Annotated in this window: 29 protein-coding genes; 14 read left to right on the forward strand and 15 right to left on the reverse strand. The window is 65.5% G+C overall.

Translation table 11 applies throughout. The features are described from left to right. The 10 genes from ACLIJ1_RS15345 to ACLIJ1_RS15390 form a co-directional block, all read right to left on the reverse strand. A partial coding sequence (locus tag ACLIJ1_RS15345) for a GTP-binding protein (RefSeq protein ID WP_253946095.1) occupies nucleotides 1–126 on the reverse strand: 126 nt, incomplete at its 3' end. A gap of 110 nt (nucleotides 127–236) precedes the next feature. Then, on the reverse strand, nucleotides 237–2,339 hold the full coding sequence (gene fusA, locus ACLIJ1_RS15350) for an elongation factor G (protein ID WP_411366410.1): 2,103 nt from the start codon (nucleotides 2,337–2,339) through the stop codon (nucleotides 237–239). A gap of 98 nt (nucleotides 2,340–2,437) precedes the next feature. Continuing rightward, nucleotides 2,438–2,908, reverse strand: coding sequence for a 30S ribosomal protein S7 (rpsG, locus tag ACLIJ1_RS15355; RefSeq protein ID WP_066160156.1), 471 nt, complete (start codon nucleotides 2,906–2,908; stop codon nucleotides 2,438–2,440). Between the two features lie 156 nt (nucleotides 2,909–3,064). Further along, nucleotides 3,065–3,442, reverse strand: coding sequence for a 30S ribosomal protein S12 (gene rpsL, locus ACLIJ1_RS15360; RefSeq protein ID WP_411366411.1), 378 nt, complete (start codon nucleotides 3,440–3,442; stop codon nucleotides 3,065–3,067). Between the two features lie 134 nt (nucleotides 3,443–3,576). After that, a complete protein-coding gene (locus ACLIJ1_RS15365) occupies nucleotides 3,577–4,758 on the reverse strand; it encodes a D-alanyl-D-alanine carboxypeptidase family protein (RefSeq protein WP_411366412.1) in 1,182 nt (393 codons plus the stop codon). 54 nt (nucleotides 4,759–4,812) lie between these two features. Further along, entirely contained in the window at nucleotides 4,813–5,436 is a 624-nt protein-coding gene (locus tag ACLIJ1_RS15370) for an alpha/beta hydrolase (RefSeq protein WP_411366413.1), read from the reverse strand. Between the two features lie 31 nt (nucleotides 5,437–5,467). After that, nucleotides 5,468–5,809: a (2Fe-2S) ferredoxin domain-containing protein gene (locus ACLIJ1_RS15375; protein ID WP_411366414.1), complete on the reverse strand. Its 342-nt coding sequence runs from the start codon at nucleotides 5,807–5,809 to the stop codon at nucleotides 5,468–5,470. Between the two features lie 21 nt (nucleotides 5,810–5,830). Beyond that, nucleotides 5,831–6,907 (reverse strand): VanZ family protein, encoded by a 1,077-nt coding sequence (locus ACLIJ1_RS15380; protein ID WP_411367020.1) that lies wholly within the window; start codon nucleotides 6,905–6,907, stop codon nucleotides 5,831–5,833. Between the two features lie 34 nt (nucleotides 6,908–6,941). Further along, the gene (locus ACLIJ1_RS15385; protein ID WP_411366415.1) at nucleotides 6,942–7,367 is read right to left on the reverse strand and encodes a CopD family protein; all 426 of its coding nucleotides are present in this window, start codon (nucleotides 7,365–7,367) and stop codon (nucleotides 6,942–6,944) included. A 261-nt stretch (nucleotides 7,368–7,628) separates the two neighbouring features. Beyond that, nucleotides 7,629–8,759, reverse strand: a complete 1,131-nt coding sequence (locus tag ACLIJ1_RS15390) for a hypothetical protein (RefSeq protein WP_411366416.1) — start codon at nucleotides 8,757–8,759, stop codon at nucleotides 7,629–7,631. 292 nt (nucleotides 8,760–9,051) lie between these two features. On the opposite strand from ACLIJ1_RS15390, the gene hemB reads away from it, so the two are divergent. Both hemB and ACLIJ1_RS15400 read left to right on the forward strand, forming a co-directional pair. Continuing rightward, nucleotides 9,052–10,053 carry a porphobilinogen synthase gene (gene hemB, locus ACLIJ1_RS15395; protein ID WP_411366417.1) on the forward strand — a complete coding sequence of 334 codons (1,002 nt, stop codon included), beginning with the start codon at nucleotides 9,052–9,054 and terminating at the stop codon, nucleotides 10,051–10,053. Between the two features lie 17 nt (nucleotides 10,054–10,070). After that, nucleotides 10,071–11,192, forward strand: a complete 1,122-nt coding sequence (locus ACLIJ1_RS15400; RefSeq protein WP_411366418.1) for a magnesium transporter CorA family protein — start codon at nucleotides 10,071–10,073, stop codon at nucleotides 11,190–11,192. Between the two features lie 12 nt (nucleotides 11,193–11,204). Here ACLIJ1_RS15400 and ACLIJ1_RS15405 read toward each other — a convergent pair whose 3' ends face one another. Both ACLIJ1_RS15405 and ACLIJ1_RS15410 read right to left on the reverse strand, forming a co-directional pair. Beyond that, nucleotides 11,205–12,122 carry an amidohydrolase family protein gene (locus ACLIJ1_RS15405; RefSeq protein WP_411366419.1) on the reverse strand — a complete coding sequence of 306 codons (918 nt, stop codon included), beginning with the start codon at nucleotides 12,120–12,122 and terminating at the stop codon, nucleotides 11,205–11,207. Between the two features lie 7 nt (nucleotides 12,123–12,129). Further along, nucleotides 12,130–12,813: a dienelactone hydrolase family protein gene (locus ACLIJ1_RS15410; protein WP_411366420.1), complete on the reverse strand. Its 684-nt coding sequence runs from the start codon at nucleotides 12,811–12,813 to the stop codon at nucleotides 12,130–12,132. 124 nt (nucleotides 12,814–12,937) lie between these two features. On the opposite strand from ACLIJ1_RS15410, the gene ACLIJ1_RS15415 reads away from it, so the two are divergent. From ACLIJ1_RS15415 to ACLIJ1_RS15425, 3 genes are read left to right on the forward strand one after another with little or no spacing between them, the layout of a single operon-like run. Continuing rightward, entirely contained in the window at nucleotides 12,938–13,696 is a 759-nt protein-coding gene (locus ACLIJ1_RS15415; RefSeq protein WP_411366421.1) for an SDR family oxidoreductase, read from the forward strand. Beyond that, nucleotides 13,697–14,224, forward strand: coding sequence for a MaoC family dehydratase (locus ACLIJ1_RS15420; RefSeq protein WP_411366422.1), 528 nt, complete (start codon nucleotides 13,697–13,699; stop codon nucleotides 14,222–14,224). It abuts the gene before it with no gap. 54 nt (nucleotides 14,225–14,278) lie between these two features. Next, nucleotides 14,279–14,899, forward strand: coding sequence for a MarC family protein (locus ACLIJ1_RS15425; RefSeq protein WP_411366423.1), 621 nt, complete (start codon nucleotides 14,279–14,281; stop codon nucleotides 14,897–14,899). 18 nt (nucleotides 14,900–14,917) lie between these two features. Here the strand turns inward: ACLIJ1_RS15425 and ACLIJ1_RS15430 are convergent, their stop codons facing one another. The 3 genes from ACLIJ1_RS15430 to ACLIJ1_RS15440 form a co-directional block, all read right to left on the reverse strand. Beyond that, a complete protein-coding gene (locus tag ACLIJ1_RS15430) occupies nucleotides 14,918–15,640 on the reverse strand; it encodes a hypothetical protein (protein WP_411366424.1) in 723 nt (240 codons plus the stop codon). Between the two features lie 80 nt (nucleotides 15,641–15,720). Beyond that, nucleotides 15,721–16,443: a GntR family transcriptional regulator gene (locus ACLIJ1_RS15435; protein WP_411366425.1), complete on the reverse strand. Its 723-nt coding sequence runs from the start codon at nucleotides 16,441–16,443 to the stop codon at nucleotides 15,721–15,723. 264 nt (nucleotides 16,444–16,707) lie between these two features. Continuing rightward, nucleotides 16,708–18,387 carry a sigma 54-interacting transcriptional regulator gene (locus ACLIJ1_RS15440; RefSeq protein WP_411366426.1) on the reverse strand — a complete coding sequence of 560 codons (1,680 nt, stop codon included), beginning with the start codon at nucleotides 18,385–18,387 and terminating at the stop codon, nucleotides 16,708–16,710. A 335-nt stretch (nucleotides 18,388–18,722) separates the two neighbouring features. Here ACLIJ1_RS15440 and ACLIJ1_RS15445 point away from each other — a divergent pair, with 335 nt between their 5' ends. From ACLIJ1_RS15445 to ACLIJ1_RS15485, 9 genes are all read left to right on the forward strand, one after another. Continuing rightward, nucleotides 18,723–18,923, forward strand: a complete 201-nt coding sequence (locus tag ACLIJ1_RS15445; protein ID WP_411367021.1) for a phenol hydroxylase subunit — start codon at nucleotides 18,723–18,725, stop codon at nucleotides 18,921–18,923. A gap of 46 nt (nucleotides 18,924–18,969) precedes the next feature. Then, entirely contained in the window at nucleotides 18,970–19,965 is a 996-nt protein-coding gene (locus ACLIJ1_RS15450; protein WP_411366427.1) for an aromatic/alkene monooxygenase hydroxylase subunit beta, read from the forward strand. A gap of 11 nt (nucleotides 19,966–19,976) precedes the next feature. Beyond that, nucleotides 19,977–20,246, forward strand: a complete 270-nt coding sequence (locus ACLIJ1_RS15455; RefSeq protein WP_411366428.1) for an MmoB/DmpM family protein — start codon at nucleotides 19,977–19,979, stop codon at nucleotides 20,244–20,246. Nucleotides 20,247–20,269: 23 nt separating this feature from the next. Then, on the forward strand, nucleotides 20,270–21,814 hold the full coding sequence (locus tag ACLIJ1_RS15460; RefSeq protein ID WP_411366429.1) for an aromatic/alkene/methane monooxygenase hydroxylase/oxygenase subunit alpha: 1,545 nt from the start codon (nucleotides 20,270–20,272) through the stop codon (nucleotides 21,812–21,814). Further along, on the forward strand, nucleotides 21,811–22,167 hold the full coding sequence (locus ACLIJ1_RS15465; RefSeq protein WP_411366430.1) for a phenol hydroxylase subunit P4: 357 nt from the start codon (nucleotides 21,811–21,813) through the stop codon (nucleotides 22,165–22,167). Before ACLIJ1_RS15460 ends, ACLIJ1_RS15465 begins: the two co-directional genes overlap by 4 nt. A gap of 7 nt (nucleotides 22,168–22,174) precedes the next feature. Then, complete coding sequence (locus ACLIJ1_RS15470; RefSeq protein ID WP_411366431.1) at nucleotides 22,175–23,239, forward strand: NADH:ubiquinone reductase (Na(+)-transporting) subunit F; 1,065 nt, start codon at nucleotides 22,175–22,177, stop codon at nucleotides 23,237–23,239. A 5-nt stretch (nucleotides 23,240–23,244) separates the two neighbouring features. Further along, nucleotides 23,245–23,616 (forward strand): 2Fe-2S iron-sulfur cluster binding domain-containing protein, encoded by a 372-nt coding sequence (locus ACLIJ1_RS15475; protein ID WP_411366432.1) that lies wholly within the window; start codon nucleotides 23,245–23,247, stop codon nucleotides 23,614–23,616. A 20-nt stretch (nucleotides 23,617–23,636) separates the two neighbouring features. After that, on the forward strand, nucleotides 23,637–24,581 hold the full coding sequence (locus tag ACLIJ1_RS15480; RefSeq protein WP_411366433.1) for a catechol 2,3-dioxygenase: 945 nt from the start codon (nucleotides 23,637–23,639) through the stop codon (nucleotides 24,579–24,581). Between the two features lie 147 nt (nucleotides 24,582–24,728). Continuing rightward, complete coding sequence (locus tag ACLIJ1_RS15485; RefSeq protein WP_411366434.1) at nucleotides 24,729–25,160, forward strand: GlcG/HbpS family heme-binding protein; 432 nt, start codon at nucleotides 24,729–24,731, stop codon at nucleotides 25,158–25,160. Nucleotides 25,161–25,168 lie beyond the last annotated feature (8 nt).

The following is a 25,168-nucleotide window of genomic DNA, read 5'->3' on the forward strand; positions in this document are numbered from 1 at the left end:
ACCACCGAACTTGGCTGCCAGCACGGTGGTGATGGCGGCCGTCAGCGTCGTCTTGCCGTGGTCCACGTGACCAATCGTGCCCACGTTCACGTGCGGCTTGGTCCGCTCAAATTTCTCTTTTGCCATTGCAAATACCTCAAAAAGAACAAAACCCGTGATGGTTTAACGTCTCCGGCACGGGCCGGCCACGGGCAGCCGACCCACCGCGCAAGGCGGTGCCGAAGACAGGTTCGAAATTACTTGGCGCGGGCCGAGATGATGGCTTCCTGCACGTTGCGCGGGGCTTCCGAGTAGTGCTTGAATTCCATCGTGTAGGTCGCGCGGCCTTGCGTGGCCGAACGCAGCGAGGTCGAGTAGCCGAACATTTCGGACAGGGGCACTTCTGCCTTGATGGCCTTGCCGCCACCGACCATGTCTTCCATGCCCTGCACCATGCCGCGGCGGCTGGACAGGTCGCCCATCACCGTACCGGCGTAGTCTTCAGGCGTCTCGACTTCCACGGCCATCATGGGTTCCAGGATGACCGGCTGGGCCTTCTTGCAGCCTTCCTTGAAGCCGAAGATGGCCGCCATCTTGAACGCCAGTTCGTTCGAGTCCACGTCGTGGTACGAACCGAAGTGCAGCGTGACCTTGACGTCCACGACCGGGTAACCCGCCAGCACGCCGGTGGTCAGCGCTTCGTTCACGCCCTTTTCCACGGCCGGGATGAATTCGCGAGGAACCACACCGCCCTTGATGGCGTCGACGAACTCGAAGCCCTTGCCGGCTTCCTGCGGCTCGATCTTCAGCACGACGTGGCCGTACTGGCCCTTACCACCGGACTGGCGCACGAACTTGCCTTCGGCTTCTTCCACGGTGCCACGGATGGTTTCGCGGTAGGCGACCTGCGGCTTGCCCACGTTGGCTTCCACGCCGAATTCGCGCTTCATGCGGTCGACAATGATTTCCAGGTGCAGCTCGCCCATGCCGGCGATGATGGTCTGACCGGATTCTTCGTCGGTGCGCACGCGGAAGGACGGATCTTCGGCGGCCAGGCGGTTCAGGGCGATGCCCATCTTTTCCTGGTCGGCCTTGGACTTGGGTTCCACGGCCTGCGCAATCACGGGCTCCGGGAACACCATGCGTTCCAGGGTGATGATGGCGGACGGATCGCACAGGGTTTCACCCGTGGTCACTTCCTTCAGGCCCACGCAAGCAGCGATGTCGCCGGCGCGAATTTCTTCCACTTCCTGGCGGTTGTTGGCGTGCATCTGCACAATACGGCCGATGCGCTCCTTCTTGCCCTTGACCGCGTTGTAGACGGTGTCGCCCTTCTTGAGCACACCGGAGTACACACGCACGAAGGTCAGCTGACCGACGAACGGGTCGGTCATCAGCTTGAACGCCAGAGCAGACAGCTTTTCGTCGTCGTCGGCCTTGCGGCTGGTCGGCTGTTCGTCTTCGTCCGTGCCGCCGACCGGGGGAATGTCCACCGGCGAAGGCAGCAGTTCGACCACGGCGTCCAGCATGCGCTGCACGCCCTTGTTCTTGAACGCGGTGCCGCACAGCATCGGCTGGATTTCGCACGCCAGCGTACGGGCACGCAGGCCGGCGGTGATTTCGGCTTCGGTCAAGTCACCTTCTTCCAGGTACTTGTTCATCAGCTCTTCAGAGGCTTCGGCCGCGGCTTCCACCATCTTTTCGCGCCATTCCTTGGCCTGCTCGATGAGGTTGGCGGGAATGTCTTCGAAGGTGAACTTCATGCCCTGGGAAGCTTCGTCCCAGATGATGGCCTTCATCTTGCGCAGATCGACCACGCCGGTGAAGTGTTCTTCAGCGCCGATCGGGATCACGATGGCCACGGGATTGGCCTTCAGGCGCAGCTTCATCTGGTCGTAGACCTTGAAGAAGTTGGCTCCGGTGCGGTCCATCTTGTTCACAAAGGCCAGACGCGGCACCTTGTACTTGTTGGCCTGGCGCCAGACGGTTTCCGACTGGGGCTGCACGCCGCCCACGGCGCAGTACACCATGCAGGCGCCATCCAGCACGCGCATGGAACGCTCCACCTCAATGGTGAAGTCCACGTGGCCGGGGGTGTCGATGATGTTGAAGCGGTGCTCGGCAAAGGAATTGTCCATGCCACGCCAGAAGCAGGTGGTGGCAGCGGACGTGATCGTGATGCCACGCTCCTGCTCCTGCTCCATCCAGTCCATGGTGGCGGCGCCATCGTGCACTTCACCGATCTTGTGGTTCACACCGGTGTAGAACAGGATGCGTTCGGTCGTGGTGGTCTTGCCGGCGTCGATGTGCGCCGAAATACCGATGTTGCGGTAACGCTCAAGGGGCGTATTGCGTGCCATGAAAATTCTCCAAAATTAAGTACCAAAGCCCGCGACCCTTATGGGGCCCGCGGGCTCGCTTCTGAAAGGCTACAGGGCGGGCGTGACGCCCGCGTGAATCAGAAGCGGAAGTGGCTGAAGGCCTTGTTGGCTTCGGCCATGCGGTGCACTTCGTCACGCTTTTTCATGGCGCCGCCACGGCCTTCGGTGGCCTCGACCAGCTCGTTGGCCAGGCGCTGGGCCATGGACTTTTCGCTGCGCTTGCGGGCCGCTTCCTTGATCCAGCGCATCGACAGCGCCAGACGACGGACGGGACGCACTTCAACGGGCACCTGGTAGTTGGCACCACCCACGCGACGGGACTTGACTTCCACCATGGGCTTGACGTTGTTGATGGCGGTCGAGAAGATTTCCACCGGGTCTTTGCCGGTCTTCTTTTCGATCTGCTCGAGGGCACCATAAATGATGCGCTCGGCGACCGCCTTTTTGCCGCCTTCCATGATCACGTTCATGAACTTGGACAGCTCGACATTGCCGAACTTGGGATCCGGCAGGATTTCACGTTTAGGGACTTCGCGACGACGTGGCATTTTTTACCTCTGCATTGCTTCAGTTGGCATCTTTTCAGACACCGCGAGAGCCATCCGGAGCTCTCACTTACTCGACCCGCACGGAACAGCCCGTGTTTGGGGTCACTACGTTTGGACCACCTGCCAGGCGGAACAAACACCGATATCTCAGGAAGATCAGGCCTTCTTGGGACGCTTGGCACCGTACTTGGAGCGCGACTGCTTGCGGTCTTTCACGCCTTGCAGGTCGAGCGAGCCACGAACGATGTGGTAACGCACACCAGGCAGATCCTTGACACGACCGCCACGAACCAGCACCACGCTGTGCTCCTGGAGGTTGTGGCCTTCACCACCGATGTAGGAGATCACCTCAAAACCGTTGGTCAGGCGCACCTTGGCGACCTTACGCAGAGCGGAGTTGGGCTTCTTGGGAGTCGTGGTGTACACGCGGGTGCACACGCCACGACGCTGGGGGCAGTTTTCCATGGCCGGGCTCTTGGATTTGGTCTTTTCGACCTCCCGGCCTTGGCGCACGAGTTGGCTGATGGTTGGCATGAATGAAACGTCCCTAAACGTTTGAAAGCGAAAACGAAAAACCCTTCGGAAAATTCCGAAAAGCCCTCGACTGTATCACGATGCACTGAAAGTGCCAAATCCAGATGGCAAGCATGCCGAATGCGGCACTGATGTCACTGAATCCAGAGGCGCACCGCGTCCCAGGCCCGGCCCAGGATGCCGCTTTCCTCCACCGAGTCCAGAACGGTCAGCGGCACCTCGGCCACCGGCTCACCACTGGCTGTGCGCACGCGCAGCGTGCCGAGTTGTTGCCCCTTCAGCAGCGGCGCCACCAAAGGGTCCGGACGAGAGACCTCGGTTTTCAGGCCTGCGCCCTGCCCGGCCGGAATCGACACCACCACCCCTTCAGGCCTGCCCAGTCTGGCTTCGGACGCCCGCCCCTTCCAGACCCGCGGACTCACCACGGCATCGCCTGGCTGGCTGATCCGGACCACATCCCAGGCCGTGAAGCCCCAGTTCAGCAATTTCTGGCTTTCCGCGGCGCGGGCGTTTTCGCTGGACGCCCCGAGGACAACACTCAACAGCCGGCGCAGACCGTCCTTGCCCTTGCCAAGCGATGCCACTTCCCGACGGGCCGTCGCGACCAGACAGAACCCGGCTGCATCGGTGTGACCCGTCTTGAGTCCGTCCACCGTCGGATCGCGGAACAGCAGCAGGTTGCGGTTGCTGTCGTTGGCGGCCGGCGTGCCCGGATAGCGGTAGTGCTGGATCGCGTAGAACGGCACATATTCCGGAAAGTCGCGCATCAGCCGCTGAGCCAACGTCGCCAGATCTCGGGCGGTAGTGATGTGGCCCGCGACCGTCAGCCCTTCCGGATTGCGGTAGGTCGTGCCATTCATGCCAAGCGCCTTGGCCTGGCGGTTCATCATCTCGACAAACTGCTCGGCCGTGCCGCCCACACCTTCTGCCAGCGCCATCGTGGCGTCGTTGCCCGACTGCACGATCATGCCCTTGACCAGGTCTTCGACCGGCACCTTCATCTTGGGATCGATGAACATGCGCGAGCCCGGCATCTTCCAGGCGCGCTCACTCACCGACAGGGTCTGCTTGAGGTCCAGCTTGCCCGACTTGAGGGCGTCGAAGACCAGATAGGCGGTCATGAGCTTGGTCAGCGAGGCCGGCTCCACCGGTTTGTCGGCGTCCTTGGCCGCCAGCACCTGTCCCGAGGTGACATCGATCAGCAGGTAGGCCCGGGCCGCGACCTCGGGTGGCTGGGGAGCAGCGGCATGCGCCGCGAACGAGGCGCAGAGCGCCAGAACAGTCAAAAAGCGGGACGCCGCTCGATGCAACAACATCGCAATCCAGTCAAACAAACAGAGAGAAAAAAAGGAAGAAACGGAAGGGACGGATCAGGCCCGCACATGCCGCTGAACCAGTTCCCGCAGCAGCGGCAGCTGGCCATGGAAAAAATGCCCGCCACCAGGAACCACCAGCACGGGCAGCACCTGGGGACGCGCCCAGTCCATCACCGCCTCCAGCGGCACGGTGTCGTCCTGCTCGCCATGAACCACCAGCGTGCGCGCGTGCAAGTCCGCAGGCACCGCCGCCGCATCGAAACGACTGGCGGCTGTCCCCACCAGCACCACCCGCTCGATCTCGCGCCGGGTATGCAGCTGCTCGACCGCTCGGGTGGTCACGAAGGCACCAAATGAAAACCCGGCCAGACACAGCGGTCCGGCCGGAGCCACCGCCTCGACCACCGACAACAGGTCGTCCAGTTCGCCTCGCCCCTCGTCGTACACGCCTTCGCTGGCGCCGACGCCGCGGAAGTTGAACCGAACGGCCGTCCAGCCAGACAACACGAAGGCGCGAGCCAGGGTCTGAACCACTTTGTTGGTCAGAGTTCCACCATGCAAGGGGTGCGGATGGGCAATGACAGCGACGCCACGGGCGACGCCTGCCGGCCGATCGGTCGCCATCTCCAGACGGCCCGCGGGGCCGGCTTGCACGCCAAACTCGGTCTGGGCATTCACGGGCGTACCTCCACACCCGGCGGCAGGCGCATCAACGGCCCACCTCGGGCGGCGTCCGCAGACGCTCGACCACCACGCCATCGCTCAGATGAGACTGCACGATTTCGTCGATGTCGCTTTCGTCGACGTAGCTGTACCAGACCGCTTCCGGATAGACGACCGCAATCGGTCCGCCCGCGCAGCGGTCCAGGCAGCCCGCCTTGTTGACCCGCACCTTGCCTTGCCCCAGAAGGCCCATGGACTTTGCCTGGCTCTTGCACCGGTCGAACGCGGCCTGCGCCTTGTGCTGTGCGCAGCAATCCTCGCCGCTGTCGCGCTGGTTCAGACAGAAGAAGATGTGCCGCTCGTAATAGGAGGATCGGTTTTCAGACATGGCCGGATTTTAGTGGCGGGGTCAGCGCAATGCCGGCGCCCGGATCGCCGCGCGCACCCCGAACACAAGCGCAGCAAACGGCCAGAGCCAGCCCAGCCACTGCGACAGGCCATGGAAGCGGATGAACCGCCCCTGCTCCCACGCCTCCAGCGACTGGTCGAGGTAGGCAATCGACGGCACACGGTTCAGCAGGCTCAGGGACACCGCCAGCGCCAGGATCAGGCCCACATGGCACACCCGCGATGGCAGCCACAGCGCCGCTAGACCGGCCACAGCCGCCAAGCCCAACCCGAGCAGCGCCGAGGCATTGACCCAGGCCCAAGCATGCTCCGGACCATACGTCAGCGCCGAAGACAAGCCCGTGGCCCCCAGCCCGACCGACAACAGCAGCACCAGGAAAGCCAGCCGCCGCGGTACGGTGCGCACATCCGCGTAGCCAGTCAGCAGCGGTGCCAGCAACCCAAGTGCCACACACAAGGCCTGCGCCAGGGGCCCGAGCGCACCGGATCCGTCGCCATGCACGGGAACCCATTGCAAAAACGGGGTTCCGCTGAAAGCCTCCACCAGAAGCGCCTCCAGACGCTCCCACACCTGCCCCAGGCCAAAAGGCACCGACGCCGGGTAGAGAAGAGAAAAAGGCCACAAGGCCACCAGCACCAAGCCTCCGTGCGCATGGGGGTTGAACCAGTCGCTCCGGAACTGCGTCCACCGGCGCAGCACACCCAGGCGCGCCAGCCCCCAGGCAACACCGGCCCCGAGCCCCGCGCCCGCGGCATTGAGCATCCAGTCCAGGTTGGACGGCACACGCGACGGCAGGAAGTTCTGAAAGAGCTCCATCGCCAGGGAAAGCGTCGCCGGACCAGCCGCCGCCACGACCCAGGCCCATCGCCCCCAGCCAGAGCGCCACAGACCCAGCGCCAGCAGAAAGCCCAACGGGATGTAGCCCACCAGATTGGCCAGCACATCAAATCCGCTCCAGTACCTGGACAGCGGTGCCGTCAAAAAATCCAGCGGTGCAACCCCTGGCCAGCGCCAACCCTCAAACGGATAGAGGCTGGCATAGACCACCATCGCCGCAAAGAGCAGCGCCAATGGCATCGCCGAAGAGCGCGTGGTCACGGATGCCGCAGCATCAGAACGGCTTCACCACCACCAGGATCACCACCAGCACCAGCAGGATCACAGGCGCCTCGTTGAACCAGCGGTACCAGACGTGATTGCGGCGATTCTGGCCAGCCCGGAATCTCTTGAGCATCAACCAGCAAGCGTGGTGGTATCCAAGCAGCAGTGCCACCAACAGCAGCTTGGCGTGCAGCCAGCCGCCCAACGCGATCATGTCGCCGTATCCCAGCCACAACCAGAACCCAAGTCCCAGCGCCGGCACGGCAAGCACGGTCATGAACCTGAACAGCTTGCCGGCCATCAGCATCAGCCTCTCACGCTCGGCCACGCTTTCCGGCGGAACCATGGCCAGGTTGACAAAGATGCGGGGCAGGTAGAAGAGCCCCGCAAACCAGCTGGCCACGAAAACGATGTGAAACGACTTGACCCAGAGCATCCGGGCAGTGTATCCGGGGCAGGTTTTGCGGGGTCCAGCGCAAGGGCGAAAAAAAACCCGGCCCAAGGGGCCGGGTTAGGAAGCCTTTTTGCTGTCACACACTAAGGCACCCGCTCAGGGAGGAAAAGCGGGGAGCGCACCCTAGAGCACGCTCGGTGCCTATGTTACATCAAAAAACATCCAAGACAAGCATGACCCCCTGTCAGATCTGACAGGGGGTCATGCTTCATGCGTGAGGTTTCCCACAGACATACCAAAGAACTACATCATCTTGGCCAGTTCGAACATCACAGCGGTCCCCAAGGCTTCACGAATGTTCCCGCGACCGACCTTGGCCATGGAGAACTCGCCAAATCCGGACATGTCGAACGAGCTGTCGTCTGGGGAAATCTCGACGAACGGGAACTCGAAGACTTCGCGCAGCAGGTCGTCCCGGAACTTCTCGAAGTCCTCGTCCTTGATTTCCGAGTCGACCACGATCAGGTTGGGCATGCGGGCCTTGATGGCGTCACGGGCCTGCGAGAAATCGACCACGCTGTCGGACGAGATGCCGATTTCGCGCAAGGCATCGCGCACGTCCGCGCGGATCTGCAAGCTCGGAGAGATGGTCAGCACGTAGGTACCTGAGAGCGACTTGAACATCGACGAGTGCTCGTCAGACAGGTCCACCGCCGAAATGCCGTCGACCGCCTGCACCACGGTGCGGTTGAACATGGCGGTGAAGCTGACTCCTTCACCGGTCACGTCCCGCTCGACCTCGATGCCCCCGGCGGACGCCGCGATCTGGCGGATCAGCATCCAGCTCAGGCTGTCGGACGAGGTGCTGCTCGACGGCGGCGTGCCTTCATTGCCCACGCGCATCTGCAGGCGGGCGTGCTGCGGCCAGGCGTTGAGGTCCATGCGCACGTCGACCCGGTTGCCAAAGGGGATGCCCCAGTCCAGCACGGCATTCACGAAAGTGTGGGCCACCGTCGGGTCGATCAGCACTTCCACCGGCTTGAGCTTGCGGCGCAGCGCGATGCCCAGAATGCCCAGCTCCTGCTTGCGCTCCTGCAGCACGCCCTCGACGAGGTCGGCCATGTTGACCTTCTCATGCGACTGACGGATGCGGCCGCTGTAGAAGCGGTGAATCTGCTGGGCGCTGACACCGGCGAGCTTGATGCGTTCCGCCGGGATGTTCAGTGCGCGGTGCTCCATCTTGGTGATGCGTCCCTTGGCCAGCAACTGGTCGATCTGCCCCTGCAATCCACTCACGCTCTCGGTGAAGTGATCCGCCAGAGCGGTCACCAACTCCTGCCAGTGCTCGTCCAGCGCCCATGTTTCGACTGGTGCAGGGGCTCCGGGTTTGGACGACGCCGTCGGGTTCGCTTTGCTCGTAGGTGTGGGTTGCATGGCGGTACTCGTTGTGAAATCGTTGTTTTGGGTCGCCCTGATCGTGACCGTTCAAGGCTCCGCAGCCACCGATCCTCTTGGGCATCGGTGCGAAGAAGCGTCAAAAATATCATTGCTTTGCCGCTGTTCGCCGTGCCGGGACAACGATATTTTCTTCTTACTGCGGAGTTCAACACATTCCACCGTGGTTTTCAATCACCGCGGGTTTTTTACGGCTTGCTACACCTTGCCCGACCGTTGCCCGGGGACGAAACCTTCGCCCCGGCACCTGCGCCTTTGCCACAATAGCCCCATGCACACCCCTGCCCCCTACCCCATTTCCCGCCCCCGCCGGCTGCGACGCGACGCGTTCACGCGCGATCTGGTGCGCGAACACCGGCTCAGCCCGTCGGATTTCATCTATCCGGTGTTCGTGCTGGATGGTGCCAATCGGCGCGAAGCGGTGGGGTCCATGCCCGGTGTCGAGCGCCTGAGCCTGGATCTGCTGCTGCCGGTGGCGGAAGACTGCATGAAGCTGGGCATCCCCTATATGGCGCTGTTCCCGGTGATCGACCAGTCGCTCAAAACCCCGGACGGCCAGGAAGCCATGAACCCCGACGGCCTGGTGCCGCGGGTGGTGCGGGCGCTCAAGAAAGAATTTCCCGGGCTGGGCGTCATGACCGACGTGGCGCTGGACCCGTACACCAGCCACGGCCAAGACGGCGTGCTGGACGAGCACAACTACATCCTGAACGACCCGACGGTGAAGATCCTGGTGCAGCAGGCGCTGACGCAGGCTGCGGCGGGCGTGGACATGGTCGCGCCCAGCGACATGATGGACGGGCGCATCGGCGCCATCCGCCAGGCGCTGGAGGCCGCCGGCCAGGTGCACACGCGCATCATGGCGTACAGCGCCAAGTACGCCAGCGCCTTCTACGGCCCGTTCCGTGACGCGGTGGGCTCGGCCGCCAACCTGGGCAAAGCCGACAAAAAGGTCTACCAGATGGACCCGGGCAACAGCGATGAGGCCCTGCGCGAGGTCGCGCTGGACATCGCCGAAGGTGCCGACATGGTGATGGTCAAGCCCGGCATGCCCTATCTGGACATCGTGCGTCGGGTGAAGGACGAATTCGCGATGCCGACTTTTGCCTACCAGGTCAGTGGCGAGTACGCCATGCTCAAGGCGGCGGCACAGAACGGCTGGCTGGACCACGACGCGGTGATGATGGAGAGCCTGATGGCGTTCAAGCGCGCCGGATGCGACGGCATCCTGACCTATTTCGCGCGCGACGCGGCCCGCCTGCTGCGCGGCTGATCTCTCCGCCCAGCGCCATGCGCATCTTCCACATCACGCCCGGGCAGGTCAGCGAAACCGCCACCCTGCCGCACCATCCACCACCGGGAGGGTTCCTGTGGATCGCCTGCGGCCGGCGCGAATTCGAGCTGGAGCAGGCACACATCCAGTCCACGCTGCTGTTGCTGGGTGGCGTGACGCTGGTGGACCTGCATGTGTCGGACCTGCTCAACAACCAGCTGCCCTCCCACTTCGACTACACCTCGCAGTACGACCTGCTGGTGTTCCGCCGCCTGGCGGCCGGGCACAGCGAGACCGACATGGCCAACCCGGGCCAGCCTCTGACCCAGGCCACCCGGCGCGGCGGGCCGCCGGTGCTGCGCCACATCGACACCAGTCCGGTCGGGTTTGCGGTGTTCGACCATGTGCTGCTGACCGTGCATCCGGCCGGCTGCACGGTGCTGGAGCAATACGCATCCCGCCTGCTGGCGGCCAACTCATCGGCCTCGCGCGCCGCCGGGGTCAATCTGCCCACTGGCCCGGCCGACCTGATGCTGCGCATCGTCAACCAGATGGTGGACGGCTACCTGGCGCTGCGGCGCGAGCTCACCCGCCAGCTCGACCACTGGCAGGCCGAGCTGCTGCACCCGTCCACCCGGTTCAACAACTGGAATTCGCTGCTCGATGCGCGCATCTCGCTGCACCAGCTGGATGAAATCTGCGAGGACCAGCGTTCGGCCGTGCAGGACTGGATCGAAGCGCTGGCCGGCTGGGAGGTGGTGGAGGGCAAGAGCGAGCATTTCGGCGGTGCCAAGGGACTGGAGCTGCTCAAGGTGCGAAGCCGGGATGTGCTGGAGCACATCGAACGCGTGATCCACCACGTGCGGCGGCTGGAGCAGAACGCCGAGACCGCGGTGCAGATGCACTTTTCGGCGCAGAGCAACCGCACCAACGACATCATGCGCACGCTCACCGCGCTGACCGCCATCTTCCTGCCGCTGAACCTGATCGCGGGCATCTTCGGCATGAACTTCGAGTTCATCCCGCTGCTGCACGAGCAGCGGGGTTTCTGGTGGGCCATGGGCTCGATGTTGATGATCGCGCTCTCGCTGGGCGTCGTGTTCTGGCGCAAGCGCTATCTGGCGCGCACCGGCCGCTGATCCGCTGCGCCGTCAGGGCCGGCCCTGGCCGGAAGACAGACCAAACAGGCTGGCCGCGTTTTCCCAGGCGATGCGCCTGGCGACCGAGGCCGGAAGGCCACCCAGCCAGACCCGGTAGGACTGCATCAGCTCGTCGTAGTAGAGCCAGCGCTGGTTGACCCAGGTGTCTGATCCGATCAGGAAACGGTCCGGATACCTGAGCACCAGCGCCTGCCACTCGGGACACAGCTGGCCGCCCTCGCAGGTGAGCCCCGGGCGGTACGACAGCTCACCCATGAGCAACGGGTAGCGGGCCATCAAGGCTTGAACCCTCTCCACCGGCGGCCCGCCAATCCCTGTGTGTGCCCAGATCAGCCTGAGCTTCTGGCCTTTGGACGGGGTGTGCGCCATCAGCAGGTCGATCGCGGCATCGTCCACATGGGCCAGCACCGCCAGACCGTCCTGCTCGGCCAGCGCCATGAGCTGGCGGGCGACGGGGCCGTTGGCGTTGGCGCTGTCGTAAAGATGGAATTCGCCCAGGCCACGGTACGGCCCCGCGGGCGTGCTCCGGGAAAGCTCAGCGCGCACCATCTCGACGATGCTGTCGTCGCGGAACCAGGTGCTGTAGTCGGCCCGGTCGCGGTAGAGCCGCACGAACGGCACGACGGTCACACCCGCTGCGCGCGTGGCCTCGCGGGCGCTGGCCAGTGCGCGGGTGCCGGCATTGGGGCGTGAGTTCGCCAGCACCGCCCGCACACCGTTGCGCTGCATGCGCGCCAGCACGTCGGCCAGCGGATGGGGACACGCCGGCTCGGGCATGTCGTGCACGCAGGCCTCGTCGTTGTAATGCAGGTGCGCATCAAACAGCGGCCCTCCGTAGGGCGTCTGCGCCATGGCGGGCAGCGCCACACAGCTCGCCCAGGCCAGACACTGTCGCAGCAGCCTGCGCATGGCGAACTCAGCGCAGGTGTTGCGCGAAGAATGCCAGCGTGCGCTGGCGCGCGGTGGCCGCTGCATCAGCGTTCCACGCGCCGCGGTGGTCGCAGTTGAAACCGTGGTGCGCGGGGTAAAGGTGCACGGCCACATCGGGGTGGCCCTGCCGGAAGGCCTCGACACCGTCCAGCGGAATCCATTTGTCCTGCTCGGCGAAGTGCGCCAGCGTGGGCACGCGCGCCTGACGCGCCGCTTCGGCCTCGGTCGTCATGCCGCCGCCGTAGTACGGCACGGCCGCCGACAGACCATCCAGCAGGCAGGCCGCGCGCCAGGTCAGCAAACCGCCCCAGCAATAGCCCACGATACCGACCTTGCCGCCCTGCGCGGCGTGGCGGATGGCGGCCTGGATGTCGGCCAGCACGCCCGGCGCCGGCAGCGCCTCGACCGCGGCCTTCAACGCCATGCCTTCGCCCATGTCGGCCTCGGTGTAGCCCATTTCGACACCCGGTTTGACGCGGTGGAAGGTGGACGGCGCCACCACGAAGTAGCCCTGTGCGGCGTAGCCGTCGGCCACTTCACGGATGTGGCTGTTTACGCCAAAGATTTCCTGCAGGACCACGACCCCGCCCTTGGACTGCACGGCGGGTTGTGCCACGTAGGCAGGAAAATCGAAGCCGTCGGCGGAAGTGAGTTGAACGAAGCTGCCCATGTTGTCTCCGGATGTTGTGGTGAGGCCGGTCCGGTGCGCGACGCACGCGGGGCACCGACCTGCGGTAAGTTTCGACAGACGCGTGTTGTAACCGCAAACGCCATGTCCGGCAGGAGGAAACGGGATGAGCACAGGATCTGCAGGTGTGTTGCTGGTCACCGGCGGCAGCCGGGGCATCGGCGCGGCCACTGCACTGCTGGCGGCGCGCCAGGGCTGGTCGGTGGCCGTGAACTACCAGGGCAATTCGCTGGCGGCCGACGAGGTCGTGCGGGGCATCCGGGAAAGCGGCGGCACGGCGATCACGGTGCAGGCCGACGTGAGCGACGAAGCGCAGGTCCTGCGCATGTTCGAGAAGGTGGATGCCAAACTGGGGCAGCTCACCGGGCTGGTCAACAACGCGGGCGTGGTGGACGTGACCGCGCGGGTCGACGAGATGAGCGCCGCGCGCTTCAAGCGCATGTTCGACATCAACGTGTTCGGCAGCTTTCTCTGCGCCCGCGAAGGGGTGCGCCGCATGAGCACGCGGCACGGCGGCGAAGGCGGGTCGATCGTCAACCTTTCCAGCGCCGCCTCGCGCCTGGGATCGCCGGGCCAATATGTGGACTACGCGGCCAGCAAGGGCGCCATCGACGCTTTCACCATCGGCCTGGCCAAGGAAGTGGCGGCCGAGGGCATCCGTGTCAACGCCGTGCGACCGGGTCTGATCGAGACCGAGATCCACGCCTCGGGCGGCCTGCCCGACCGGGTGAACGACCTCAAGCACCTGGTGCCCATGCAGCGCGGGGGCACGGCCGACGAGGTGGCGCAGGCGATTGTCTGGCTGCTGTCGCCCGCCGCGAGCTACACGACGATGACCCTGATGGACGTTTCCGGAGGACGCTGAATGACCGCCACGACACCCGAACAAAGCCCGCACATCCAGATCTGGTGGGAAGACCTGGACGTCGGCCAGACCCGCGACCTCGGCACGATCTCGCCCACGCGCGACGAGATCATTGCCTTCGCCTCGCAGTTCGACCCGCAACCGTTTCACCTGAGCGAGGCCGCGGGCAAGGCCTCGGTGTTCGGCGGCCTGAGCGCCAGCGGCTGGCACACCTGTGCGATGGCGATGCGGCTGATGGTCACCAATTTCCTGCACCAGACATCCAGCCTCGGCTCGCCTGGGCTGGAGAGCCTGAAGTGGACCAAGCCCGTCTACCCGGGCGACGTGCTGCGGCTGCAGCACACCATCACCGAGAAGCGCGGCATGACCAAGCGGGCCGATGTCGGCCTGGTGCGCACGGTCTGGGAAATGTTCAACCAGCACGGCGACAAGGTCCTGCACATGGAAGGCTATGGCATGTTCCGTCGCAGGACACCTGAGCCCCCAGGCTCCACCGCTGCGCGGGTCGCTGCCCCCCATGGGGGCTGATCCGGCTTGGGACGGCCCGGCGCCGGATCGACCGACCGACCGCACAATAGCGGGATGGATTTCAAGCCCCTGATCACGCTGCTGGCCATCGTCAACCCGCTGGCCATCGTTCCCTTTTTCATCCACTACACGCAAGGCTTCAGCTCGGCGCAGCGCAAGCGCACCATCCTGATCTCGTCGTTCAGCGCCTTCGCGGTGATCGCCATCTGTGCGGTGATCGGCCTGCAGATCCTGGAGTTTTTCAGCATTTCGCTGGCGAGTTTCCAGGTCGGCGGCGGCATGCTGCTGCTGACCTCGGCGCTGTCGATGCTGAACGCGCAGCCGGCCGAGGCCAAGGCGACGCAGGGCGAGGTCGACGACGCGGCGACCAAGGCCTCGATTGCGGTCGTGCCGCTGACGATTCCGCTGCTGACCGGCCCGGCCACCATGTCCACGGTGGTGATCTACGCCGACCAGGCCAAGACCTTCTTCCAGCACGCGGCCCTGGTGGGCTACGGCGTAGTGATCGCTCTGGCCACCGCCGTGTGCTTCGCGGCGGCCAAGCCGATTGCGCGCTTTCTGGGGCAGACGGGCATCAACGTGATGACGCGGCTGATGGGCCTGATCCTGGCGGCTCTGGCGGTCGAGGTGATGGCCGCCGGCCTGGTCAAGCTGTTCCCGGCCCTGGGCGGCTGACCTGGCCGGCGCGCGGGATCAGCCGAACTTGATGAACAGCTTGCTGTAGGGCGCCTTGACCTGGCCGATCGCCTTCTCGATCTGCGCCTTGTCACCGGAGGCCACCGCGGCGTTCAAGGCCGCCACCGAACGCGTCACCGCTCCCAGCAGTTCCTTGAATTCGGGCGAAGCCTGGACCGCTGCGGGCGCCTCGGACGAGAGCCGCTCGGACAGGTAGCCCAGCACGCCGGCCTGCGCGGCCAGCTTGGGCGAGCCGTCTGCGGCCTTGAGCCACTTCGGCCCTTCGTCCAGCAGGTGCTCCATCTGCGCGTGGTACGCGTTCATGTGGTCGCTGTAGACGATCACCTGGTTCTGGCGGCGCAGCTCGCTCAGCAGGTCACGCACCGACTCCAGCGTGGCGTGTGCCTCGGACAGTTTGCCGGCGGCCACCTGCTGCGCAGCGGTGGCGTAGTACCCGTCGACGCCCGTCAGCGTCTTCGCCATCAGCGCGTCGTTGGCATAGGGCACCGTGGGCTGGGACTTCACCAGCTGGGTCACCTGCCCCCAGGCCTGCTGCGCCTGCTTGAGCGCCTCGGCCGACTCGGCAGCCTGGCCCGAATTGGTCTTGAACAGTGCCGCCCGATAGGGGGCATACGCCTTTTGAACGGCATCGGTGACCGGGTCGGCGGACCACACGGCCGTGGTGAGGGAGCTGGCGATCAGACAGAGGGCGAGCGAAGCGGAGCGGCGAAGAGACGGCATCAGAGGCTTTCGGTTGGAGAGGATTTCATGATACCCCCACCCGTATCAAAGACAAGCCACTTTACCGCACGGAAACACAGTCACCGGCCCTCGGCGTACCGGGTCAGGATGTCGCAGGTGAGCCGGATGTGGGCCTCCAGCGCCAGCGCGGCGCGCGCCTCCTGCCGCGCCAGCGCCGCGGCGAAGATGCCCTCGTGTTCGGCGTGCACGTCGCGGTCGAAGCCGGGCGTCGCGCCGAGCCGGATCGCGACATGCCGGTAACGCTCGCCGTGGCGGTAGAGGATGTCCAGCAGGTGCCGCGTCCAGGGCGAGCTGTATCCGGCGATCAGCGCCTCGTGGAAGCGCCGGTTGGCGCGTTCCCAATGCTCGGGGTCGCGCCCCGCGCCGCCGGACTCGGCCACGCTCAGGCCCGCAAAGCTTTCGCGCACCGACGCCTCCCAGGCCGCATCCCCCTGCCGGATTGACTGGCGCAGCGCCTCGGTCTCCAGCCGCACGCGGGTGTCGGTCAGGTCGCGCAGGTCGTCCAGCGAGATGGCGCTGACGCGGTAGCCCCGCTGCCCTTCGACCGTGACCAGCGCATCGGACACCAGCAGCGCCAGCGCTTCGCGCAGCGTGCCGGCGCCGACGCCATAGTCGTCCTTGAGGTGCTCGACACGCAAGCGCTGGCCGGGTTCGAGCCGGCCGCAGACGATGTCGTGGCGCAGGCCGCGGTAGGCGCGCTCGGTGAGGGTGCGCGGCTCGGGCTCTTCGCTGCGCGGCGCAGGACCGGCGGCGTGGCCGGGTTGGAGCAGGTCTTGCAGCATGGCGTCCCTTCAGTCGGCGCAGGGCCGCCCCAAGGCGACGGCAACCCCCTCGGGGGGCAGCGAAGCACACGGAGTGGCGAGCGTGGGGGTCATATCAGTCGGCGCAGGGCCGCCCCAAGGCGACGGCGGCCCCCTCGAGGGGCAGCGAAGCACACGGAGTGGCGGGCGTGGGGGTCATATCAGTCGGCGCAGGGCCGCCCCAAGGCGACGGCAGCCCCCTCGGGGGGCAGCGAAGCACACGGAGTGGCGAGCGTGGGGGTCATATCAGTCGGTGTCGGTGGCTTGTTCGCGCTTGAGCCGGTAGGCCAGCTGCGCCCGGGTCAGGCCCAGCAGCCGCGCCGCGCCCGAAAGGTTGCCGCGGCTGCGCTCGACCGCCAGCGCAAGCACGCGGGCTTCGAGCGATTCGATCGGCATGCCGCTGTCGAGCACGCGCTCGCACAGCAGCTCTTCGTCCTGCGGCGCACGGCGCGCCAGGTGACCCTGCGGGTCCAGGCCGTCGTGGGCCACGTCGGGCTGGTTGGGAAACAGGTGCTCGGCCTCGATCACGCCACCCTGCGCCGCCAGGATCACGCCCCGCTCGACCAGGTTCTCCAGTTCGCGCACGTTGCCCGGCCAGTCGTGCTTCACCAGCGCCTGCAGCGCGCGGTCGCTGAACCCGTCCAGCCGCTTGTGGTGCAGCGCGGAGAAGCGCGCCAGCAGGTGGCCCGCCAGCGGCTCGATGTCCGACTGGCGTTCGCGCAGCGGCGGGATGCAGATCGGGTAGACGTTCAGGCGGTAGAAAAGGTCGCGGCGGAACTGGCCGCGCGCCACCGCGGTCTCCAGGTTGACGTTGGTCGCCGCCACCAGGCGCACATTGACCTTGCGCGTGCTCTCGCTGCCCAGGCGCTCGATCTCGCCCTCCTGCAGCACCCGCAGCAACTTGGCCTGCGCCGGCATCGGCAGGTCACCCACTTCGTCGAGAAACAGGGTGCCGCCTTCGGCGCGCTCGAAGCGGCCGGCCCGCGCGGCGTGGGCGCCAGTGAAGGCACCTTTTTCCACACCGAACAGTTCGGCCTCGATCAGCTCGGCCGGCAGCGCCGCGCAGTTGACCGCCACGAACGGCCCGGCGGCCCGCTCCGAGTGCGCGTGCAGCGCGCGCGCGAAGCGTTCCTTGCCCACACCCGTCTCGCCGGTCAGCAACACCGTGACCTGGGTGCTGGCGGCGCGGCGCATCAGGTCGTGCGCGCGCTGAAAGCCCGGCGACGTGCCGACCAGCATGCCGCCCGACTCGGCCGGCTCCAGACTGCTCTTGAGCGCTTCGACCTGCTGACTCAGCGCCGCCATCTTCTCCAGCAGCGAGTCGTCCTCGAAGTACTGCCGGTGCGCGTCGCCGTCGGGCCATTCTTCGATCGGCCGGCCCTGGATCAGGCAGTGGTCGGCGCCGCACGCGGCGCACTGCGTTTCCTTGAACAGGATCAGGCGACCCATGAACGCGCTGGTGTACCCGCTGGCGTAACCCAGCAGGGTCCAGCAGGCCGGTTCGTCGACCACCCCGTATTTCAGGCGGTGCGCATGCGCCTCCCAGGAATCGTCCCAGCGGAACTCGCCGTCGAAGTGGCCGGCGGCGGCGTCCATCTCCAGCCGGACCGGTGTCACACGCGCAGCGCCTTCGAGCATGTGCAGTTGCGGACCGACGAGGAACATGTCTTCCAGCGTCTTGGATCCCCGGGTCTTGGCCGCAAAACCGGCGTCGTGCAGCCCGCAGGCGTAACCCATGCGGGTCAGCAGCCGCCGCGCCTGTTCCTTGCCGACCGAGGTGATCAGGTCGTGACGCAGTGCCGTGAGCGCCGCCGTGTGCAGCAGCACCATGCGGCGCTCGCCCAGCCAGATCGCGCCGCTGTCGGGCTCGAAGCGCAGCAGGCGCCGCAGATCGGCGTCGGGGGGGTAGGTCAGGGAGGGGTCCAAACGTGTCTCCGGTGGTGGGCGCTCTGCGGCGCCTGGAATCTCGATATTTTCGGTGAAGTGCCCAGGAATCCGCAAGCCATGCGCATCGGACCGCCGATTGATCATTTGAGCAAACCGGTCGACCGGAGGCTCACCAATTCGTGAGTTTGTCCGCGAAACAGCGGCTGGTTTTTGATGAAACAGGCTATCGAAGCCTCAGTACCGATCCGGATGCTGCGCTGCACATCGGCCAATTGATCAGGGATTTCCCTGAAATATCGAGATTTTCGGCCAATCCGCGATCTGCTGGCACGCTGCCTGCGAAAGGGGACGTGTCCGACAACGCCCCGACCGCCATGAACCAGCCCGCCGACCAGACCCTGCCCGCCTGCGACACGTCCAAGCGTTTCGTGCGGGTGACCGAGCGCCGCGCCGACGGTCTGGTGAGCTTCGAGTTCTCGATCGGCTGGCCTGAGCTGGCGGTCGAGCTGATGCTGCCGGCCGCCGCGTTCGAGGCCTTCTGCACCGACAACAAGGTGCAGCGGCTGGACACCTGAGTTCCCGAGAGCCGTTCCACCACCATTCCAACGGAGACAAGCACCGATGAACATCGACCTGCAGGCGCGGGAGATCACGCCGCTGCGCCAGACCTATGCCCACGTGGCGCAATACATCGGCGGCGACAAGACCGCCAGCCGTTACCAGGAAGCCACCTTCGGCGCGCAGCCGATGGCCAATTTCCATTACCGGCCGACCTGGGACCCGGGCCACGAACTGTTTGACGCCGCGCGCAGCAAGATCGTGCTGGCCGACTGGTACGTGCTGCGCGACCCGCGCCAGTTCTACTACGCGACCTGGACCATGACCCGTGCGCGCCAGCAGGACGCGATCGAGGCCAACTTCCAGTTCGTCGAACAGCGCGGCATGGTCTCCAAGATCTCCGACGCACTGCGCGAGAAGGCGCTGGACGTGCTGATGCCGCTGCGCCACGCGGCCTGGGGCGCCAACATGAACAACGCGTCCATCTGCGCCTACGGCTACGGCACCGCCTTCACCGCGCCAGCCATGTTTCACGCGATGGACAACCTGGGCGTGGCGCAGTACCTCACCCGCCTGGGCCTGACGCTGGGCGACGCCGCATCGCTCGACGCTGGCAAGCAGCGATGGCTCGAAGCGCCCGAGTGGCAGGGCCTGCGCCGTCTGGTGGAAGACAGCTTCGTGGTCAGCGATCCGTTCGAGCTGTTCGTGGCGCAGAACTTCGCGCTCGACGGCCTGCTGTATCCGCTGATCTATGGCGGCTTCGTGGACGACCACGTCGCGCTGCAAGGCGGCACCGCGGTCGCGATGCTGACCAGCTTCATGCCCGAGTGGCACGACGAGAGCGCGCGCTGGATCGACGCGGTCATCAAGGCCGCTGGCGCCGAGTCGGACGCCAACCGCCGCCTGCTGGCCGACTGGGCCGGCCAGTGGATGGACCGCGCACAGGCCGCGCTGTCGCCGATCGCCCAGCTGGCGATGGGCGAGACCGGCGAGACCGTGCTCAGCGACGCCCGCGTGCAACTGCAGTCCCGCCTGGCCAAGGCCGGCATCACCGCCTGATCGGAGCCGCCATGTCCAACGTATTCATCGCCTTCCAGCACAACGAGGAATCGCGGCCGGTGATCGACGCCATCGTGGCCGACAACCCCAACGCGGTCCTGAGCCACCCGACCGGGCTGGTCAAGATCAACGCGCCGGACCGCCTGACGATCCGCCGCGAAACCATCGAAGGCATCACCGGCCGGCCCTTCGACCTGCAGCAGATCCACGTCAACCTCGTCACCCTCTCGGGCCACATCGACGAAGACGACGACCAGCTCACCCTGAGCTGGAAGCACTGAACACCAAGCAGAAGGAGACACACATGGACACCAGAGTTGCGGGCAAGAAGCTCGGCCTGAAGGAACGTTACGCCGCCATGACGCGCGGCCTGGGCTGGGAGACCAGCTACCAGCCGATGGACAAAGTGTTCCCGTACGACAAGTACGAGGGCATCAAGATCCACGACTGGGACAAGTGGCAGGACCCGTTCCGCCTCACGATGGAGGCCTACTGGAAATACCAGGGCGAGAAGGAGAAGAAGCTCTACGCCGTGATCGAGGCCTTCGCACAGAACAACGGCCAGCTCGGCGTGAGCGACGCGCGCTACATCAACGCGCTCAAGCTGTTCATCCAGGGCGTGACGCCACTGGAGTACTACGCACACCGCGGCTTCGCGCACGTGGGCCGCCAGTTCACCGGCGAGGGCGCGCGGGTCGCGGCGCAGATGCAGTCGATCGACGAACTGCGCCACTACCAGACCGAGACGCACGCGATCTCGCACTACAACAAGTACTTCAACGGCATGCACCACTCGAACCACTGGTTCGACCGCGTGTGGTACCTGTCGGTGCCGAAGTCCTTCTTCGAAGACGCCTGCACCGGCGGCCCGTTCGAGTTCCTGACCGCCGTCAGCTTCTCGTTCGAATACGTCCTGACCAACCTGCTGTTCGTGCCGTTCATGAGCGGCGCGGCACACAACGGCGACATGTCCACCGTGACCTTCGGCTTCTCGGCGCAGAGCGACGAGAGCCGCCACATGACCCTGGGCATCGAGTGCATCAAGTTCATGCTGGAGCAGGACCCGGACAACGTCCCGATCGTGCAGAAGTGGATCGACAAGTGGTTCTGGCGCGGCTACCGCCTGCTGACCATCGTCGCGATGATGCAGGACTACATGCTGCCCAAGCGCGTGATGAGCTGGAAGGAAGCCTGGGAGATGTACGCCGAAGAAAACGGCGGCGCCCTGTTCCGCGACCTGGCGCGCTACGGCATCCGCGAACCGGCCGGCTGGAAGCAGGCCTGCGAAGGCAAGGACCACATCAGCCACCAGGCCTGGGCCACCTTCTACAACTACAACGGCGCCGCGCCCTTCCACACCTGGGTGCCGGAGAAGGAAGAGCTCGACTGGCTCAGCGAGAAGTACCCCGAGACCTTCGACAAGTACTACCGCCCGCGCTGGGAGTTCTGGCGCGACCAGGCCGCCGAAGGCAAGCGCTTCTACAACATGACGCTGCCGATGCTGTGCACGACCTGCCAGATCCCGATGCTGTTCACCGAAGAAGGCGACGCCAGCAAGATCGCCTACCGCGAGTCGGACTACTTCGGCAACAAGTACCACTTCTGTTCCGACCACTGCAAGCACATCTTCGACGACGAGCCGCAGAAGTACGTGCAGAGCTGGCTGCCGGTGCACCAGATCTACCAGGGCCACTGCTTCAAGCCGGGCACCGACCCGACCAAGGAGGGCTTCGACCCGCTGCTGGCGGTGCTCGACTACTACGAGATGAACGTGGGCCGCGACAACTTCGACTTCAACGGCTCGGAAGACCAGAAGAACTTTGCCGCCTGGAAGGGAGAGACGAAATGAGCGTCGTTGCAGCAGCCCCCTACGACTTCCCGATGAAGGACGTGCGCGAGAACTTCCCCGCGCCGCTGATCTACATCGGCTGGGAAGACCACCTGATGTTCTGCGCGCCCTTCTGCCTGCCGCTCCCGCCAGATACGCCGTTCGGCGCGCTGTCGGCGGCCGTGCTGCCGGGCATCTACGGCTACCACCCCGACTTCGCGAAGATCGACTGGAGCCAGGTCGAGTGGCTCAAGTCGGGCAAGCCCTGGACACCCGATCCGGCCAAGTCACTGGCCGAGAACGGTCTGGTGCACAAGGACGCGATCCGCTTCCGCACCCCCGGCCTCACGGGCATCAAGGGTTCGTTCAGCTGATCCGTTCATGAGCTACCAACTGACGATCGAACCGCTGGGTGCGACCATCGAGGTCGAAGAAGGCCAGACGGTGCTGGACGCAGCGCTGCGGCAGGGCATCTACCTGCCGCACGCCTGCGGGCACGGGCTGTGCGGTTCGTGCAAGGTGCAGGTCTGCGATGGCGAGGTCGACCATGGCGCGGCCAACCCGTTCGCGCTGATGGACTTCGAACGCGACGAAGGCAAGACCCTGGCCTGCTGCGCCACGCTGCAAGCCGACACCACCATCGAGGCCGACATCGAGGAAGAACCCGACGCCGAGATCATCCCGGTGCGCGACTTCGCCGCCACGATCGAACGGATCGAAGACCTCACGCCCACCATCAAGGCCTTCCATCTGACACTGGACAAGTCCCTGCACTTTCAGGCGGGGCAATACATCCAGCTGGAGATCCCTGGCCTGGGAGAGAGCCGCGCCTTTTCGATCGCCAACGCGCCGGCCGATGTGGCTGCCACGCAGAGCATCGAGATCAATGTGCGGCGCGTCCCCGGCGGCCGCGGTACCGGCTGGCTGCACGAGCAGGCCAAGGCAGGCGACCGGCTGCACCTGAGCGGACCGTACGGTCGCTTCTTCGTGCGCAAGTCCTCGTCGCTGCCGATGGTTTTCATGGCGGGTGGTTCGGGTCTGTCGAGCCCGCGCGCGATGATCGGCGACCTGCTGGCCGCCGGCTGCACCGCACCGATCACCCTGGTCTACGGGCAGCGCTCGCGCGCCGAGCTGTACTACGACGCCGAGTTCCGCGCGCTCGCAGCGCAGCACCCGAACTTCAGCTACGTGCCAAGCCTGTCCGACGAGCCCGAGGGCTCCGACTGGGACGGTGCGCGCGGCTTCGTGCACGAAGCCGCCAAGGCCCACTTCGGCGGCAGCTTCGCGGGCCACAAGGCCTACCTGTGCGGACCGCCTCCCATGATCGAAGCGTGCATCACGACCCTGATGCAAGGCCGCCTGTTCGAGCGCGACATCTACACCGAGAAGTTCCTCTCGGCGGCCGACACCCAGGCCACGCGCAGCCCTCTCTTTCAGCGTGTGTGACCGCCATGTCGATCTTTGACACCCGACCCAAGTTCGCCGTGCACGTCGCGCAGACCGACGAAACCTTTCCCTGCGCCGCCAACGAAAGCCTGCTCACCGGCATGGTGAGACTGGGCCGCAAGGGCATTCCCGTCGGCTGCGTCAACGGCGGCTGCGGGGTCTGCAAGGTGCGCATCCTTGACGGAGACATCAAGGCACTGGGACCGATCAGCCGGGCCCACGTGACCGTCGACGAAGAACAGCAGGGCTACACGCTGGCCTGCCGCGTGGCGCCCCAGACGCCGGTGAACCTCGAGGTCGCCGGCAAGCTGAACAAACCGTTTTCCAAGGGGCGCGCAGAGTCTGCGACTGCCAGCCCTTCGATTCAGCAGCAGTAACCAACCGAAGGAGACAAGACATGGGTGTGATGCGCATCGGGCACGCGAGCCTGAAAGTGATGGACATGGACGCGGCCGTGAAGCACTACGAGAACGTGCTCGGCCTCAAGATGACGATGAAGGACAAGGCCGGCAACGTCTACTTCAAGTGCTGGGACGAGTGGGACAAGTACTCGCTGATCCTGACCCCCTCGGACCAGGCCGGCCTCAACCACGTGGCCTACAAGGTCGAGAACGACAGCGACATCGACGAGCTGCAGAAGCGGATCGAGGCCTGGGGCGTGAAGACCACGGTGCTGCCCGAAGGCACCCTGCCCTCCACCGGCCGCATGCTGCAGTTCAACCTGCCCAGCGGCCATGAAATGCGCCTGTACGCGATGAAGGAGTACGTGGGCACCGAGGTCGGCACCACCAACCCCGACCCGTGGCCGGACGGTCTCAAGGGCGCTGGCGCCCACTGGCTGGACCACCTGCTGCTGATGTGCGAGATGAACCCGCCCGAGGGCATCAATACCGTCGCCGACAACACCCGCTTCATGACCGAGGCACTGGACTTCTTCCTGACCGAACAGGTCCTGGTCGGCCCCGAAGGCAACATGCAGGCCGCCACCTGGATGGCCCGCACCACGACACCGCACGACATCGCCTTCGTCGGCGGCGCCAAGAGCGGTCTGCACCACATCGCCTTCTTCCTGGACTCGTGGAACGACGTGCTCAAGGCCGCCGACGTGATGGCCAAGAACAAGACCAAGATCGACGTCGCCCCGACCCGCCACGGCATCACGCGCGGCGAGACGATCTATTTCTTCGACCCCAGCGGCAACCGCAACGAGACCTTCGCCGGCCTGGGCTACCTGGCCCAGCGCGACCGGCCGGTGACCACCTGGACCGAGGACAAGCTGTGGACCGGGATCTTCTATCACACCGGTGAAGCTGTGCCGTCCTTCACGGACGTGTACACCTGATCTCCCCCCTGCGCCGCTGACGCGGCTTCCCCCCTCTCTGGCGCGCCTGCGGCGCTGGGAGGGGGGACGGCATCTTGGGCCGGCGGAGCCGGACCCTCGATGCCCCTGGATGGAAGTCACTTCACGCCAACACCTCGTCTTCTCGTCATGTCATCCGTTCTCTCTGTTCCTTCTTCCGTCATCACCACCTCGGCCGCTTCGCTGGCTTGCCAGGCGGCGGTGGCGCATGCGGAGGCATCGGGCATTCGCATCAACGTGGCCGTCACCGATGCCTCGGGCACGCTGACCGCGTTTCTGCGCATGCCCCATGCGTTTCTGCATTCGATCGACATCGCGATCGACAAGGCCTACACGGCCGCCAGCTTTGGCTTTCCCACTTCGAAATGGGGCGGCGTGATCGGCGACGACGAGTTGCTGCGCATCGGCCTGAACCATCGCCAGCGGCTGGTGCTGTTCGGCGGCGGCCTGCCCATCGTGGCCGACGGCCAGCGCATCGGCGGCATCGGCGTCTCCGGCGGCTCGGCCGAGCAGGACGAGGCCTGCGCCCGCGCTGGCCTTAAGGCCCTGGGCCTCGACTGATTTTTCAT

This window comes from Hydrogenophaga sp. RWCD_12 (assembly GCF_046604225.1).
Lineage (GTDB): Bacteria > Pseudomonadota > Gammaproteobacteria > Burkholderiales > Burkholderiaceae_C > Hydrogenophaga.

What these genes read in the sequence shown, in the direction of transcription:
- fusA (WP_411366410.1), bottom strand. Translation starts at nt 2,339, where the DNA reads ATGGCACGCAATACGCCCCTTGAGCGTTACCGCAACATCGGTATTTCG.
- rpsG (WP_066160156.1), bottom strand. Translation starts at nt 2,908, where the DNA reads ATGCCACGTCGTCGCGAAGTCCCTAAACGTGAAATCCTGCCGGATCCC.
- rpsL (WP_411366411.1), bottom strand. Translation starts at nt 3,442, where the DNA reads ATGCCAACCATCAGCCAACTCGTGCGCCAAGGCCGGGAGGTCGAAAAG.
- ACLIJ1_RS15365 (WP_411366412.1), bottom strand. Translation starts at nt 4,758, where the DNA reads ATGTTGTTGCATCGAGCGGCGTCCCGCTTTTTGACTGTTCTGGCGCTC.
- ACLIJ1_RS15375 (WP_411366414.1), bottom strand. Translation starts at nt 5,809, where the DNA reads ATGTCTGAAAACCGATCCTCCTATTACGAGCGGCACATCTTCTTCTGT.
- ACLIJ1_RS15380 (WP_411367020.1), bottom strand. Translation starts at nt 6,907, where the DNA reads ATGCCATTGGCGCTGCTCTTTGCGGCGATGGTGGTCTATGCCAGCCTC.
- ACLIJ1_RS15385 (WP_411366415.1), bottom strand. Translation starts at nt 7,367, where the DNA reads ATGCTCTGGGTCAAGTCGTTTCACATCGTTTTCGTGGCCAGCTGGTTT.
- ACLIJ1_RS15390 (WP_411366416.1), bottom strand. Translation starts at nt 8,759, where the DNA reads ATGCAACCCACACCTACGAGCAAAGCGAACCCGACGGCGTCGTCCAAA.
- hemB (WP_411366417.1), top strand. Translation starts at nt 9,052, where the DNA reads ATGCACACCCCTGCCCCCTACCCCATTTCCCGCCCCCGCCGGCTGCGA.
- ACLIJ1_RS15400 (WP_411366418.1), top strand. Translation starts at nt 10,071, where the DNA reads ATGCGCATCTTCCACATCACGCCCGGGCAGGTCAGCGAAACCGCCACC.
- ACLIJ1_RS15405 (WP_411366419.1), bottom strand. Translation starts at nt 12,122, where the DNA reads ATGCGCAGGCTGCTGCGACAGTGTCTGGCCTGGGCGAGCTGTGTGGCG.
- ACLIJ1_RS15410 (WP_411366420.1), bottom strand. Translation starts at nt 12,813, where the DNA reads ATGGGCAGCTTCGTTCAACTCACTTCCGCCGACGGCTTCGATTTTCCT.
- ACLIJ1_RS15415 (WP_411366421.1), top strand. Translation starts at nt 12,938, where the DNA reads ATGAGCACAGGATCTGCAGGTGTGTTGCTGGTCACCGGCGGCAGCCGG.
- ACLIJ1_RS15420 (WP_411366422.1), top strand. Translation starts at nt 13,697, where the DNA reads ATGACCGCCACGACACCCGAACAAAGCCCGCACATCCAGATCTGGTGG.
- ACLIJ1_RS15425 (WP_411366423.1), top strand. Translation starts at nt 14,279, where the DNA reads ATGGATTTCAAGCCCCTGATCACGCTGCTGGCCATCGTCAACCCGCTG.
- ACLIJ1_RS15430 (WP_411366424.1), bottom strand. Translation starts at nt 15,640, where the DNA reads ATGCCGTCTCTTCGCCGCTCCGCTTCGCTCGCCCTCTGTCTGATCGCC.
- ACLIJ1_RS15435 (WP_411366425.1), bottom strand. Translation starts at nt 16,443, where the DNA reads ATGCTGCAAGACCTGCTCCAACCCGGCCACGCCGCCGGTCCTGCGCCG.
- ACLIJ1_RS15445 (WP_411367021.1), top strand. Translation starts at nt 18,723, where the DNA reads ATGAACCAGCCCGCCGACCAGACCCTGCCCGCCTGCGACACGTCCAAG.
- ACLIJ1_RS15450 (WP_411366427.1), top strand. Translation starts at nt 18,970, where the DNA reads ATGAACATCGACCTGCAGGCGCGGGAGATCACGCCGCTGCGCCAGACC.
- ACLIJ1_RS15455 (WP_411366428.1), top strand. Translation starts at nt 19,977, where the DNA reads ATGTCCAACGTATTCATCGCCTTCCAGCACAACGAGGAATCGCGGCCG.
- ACLIJ1_RS15460 (WP_411366429.1), top strand. Translation starts at nt 20,270, where the DNA reads ATGGACACCAGAGTTGCGGGCAAGAAGCTCGGCCTGAAGGAACGTTAC.
- ACLIJ1_RS15465 (WP_411366430.1), top strand. Translation starts at nt 21,811, where the DNA reads ATGAGCGTCGTTGCAGCAGCCCCCTACGACTTCCCGATGAAGGACGTG.
- ACLIJ1_RS15470 (WP_411366431.1), top strand. Translation starts at nt 22,175, where the DNA reads ATGAGCTACCAACTGACGATCGAACCGCTGGGTGCGACCATCGAGGTC.
- ACLIJ1_RS15475 (WP_411366432.1), top strand. Translation starts at nt 23,245, where the DNA reads ATGTCGATCTTTGACACCCGACCCAAGTTCGCCGTGCACGTCGCGCAG.
- ACLIJ1_RS15480 (WP_411366433.1), top strand. Translation starts at nt 23,637, where the DNA reads ATGGGTGTGATGCGCATCGGGCACGCGAGCCTGAAAGTGATGGACATG.
- ACLIJ1_RS15485 (WP_411366434.1), top strand. Translation starts at nt 24,729, where the DNA reads ATGTCATCCGTTCTCTCTGTTCCTTCTTCCGTCATCACCACCTCGGCC.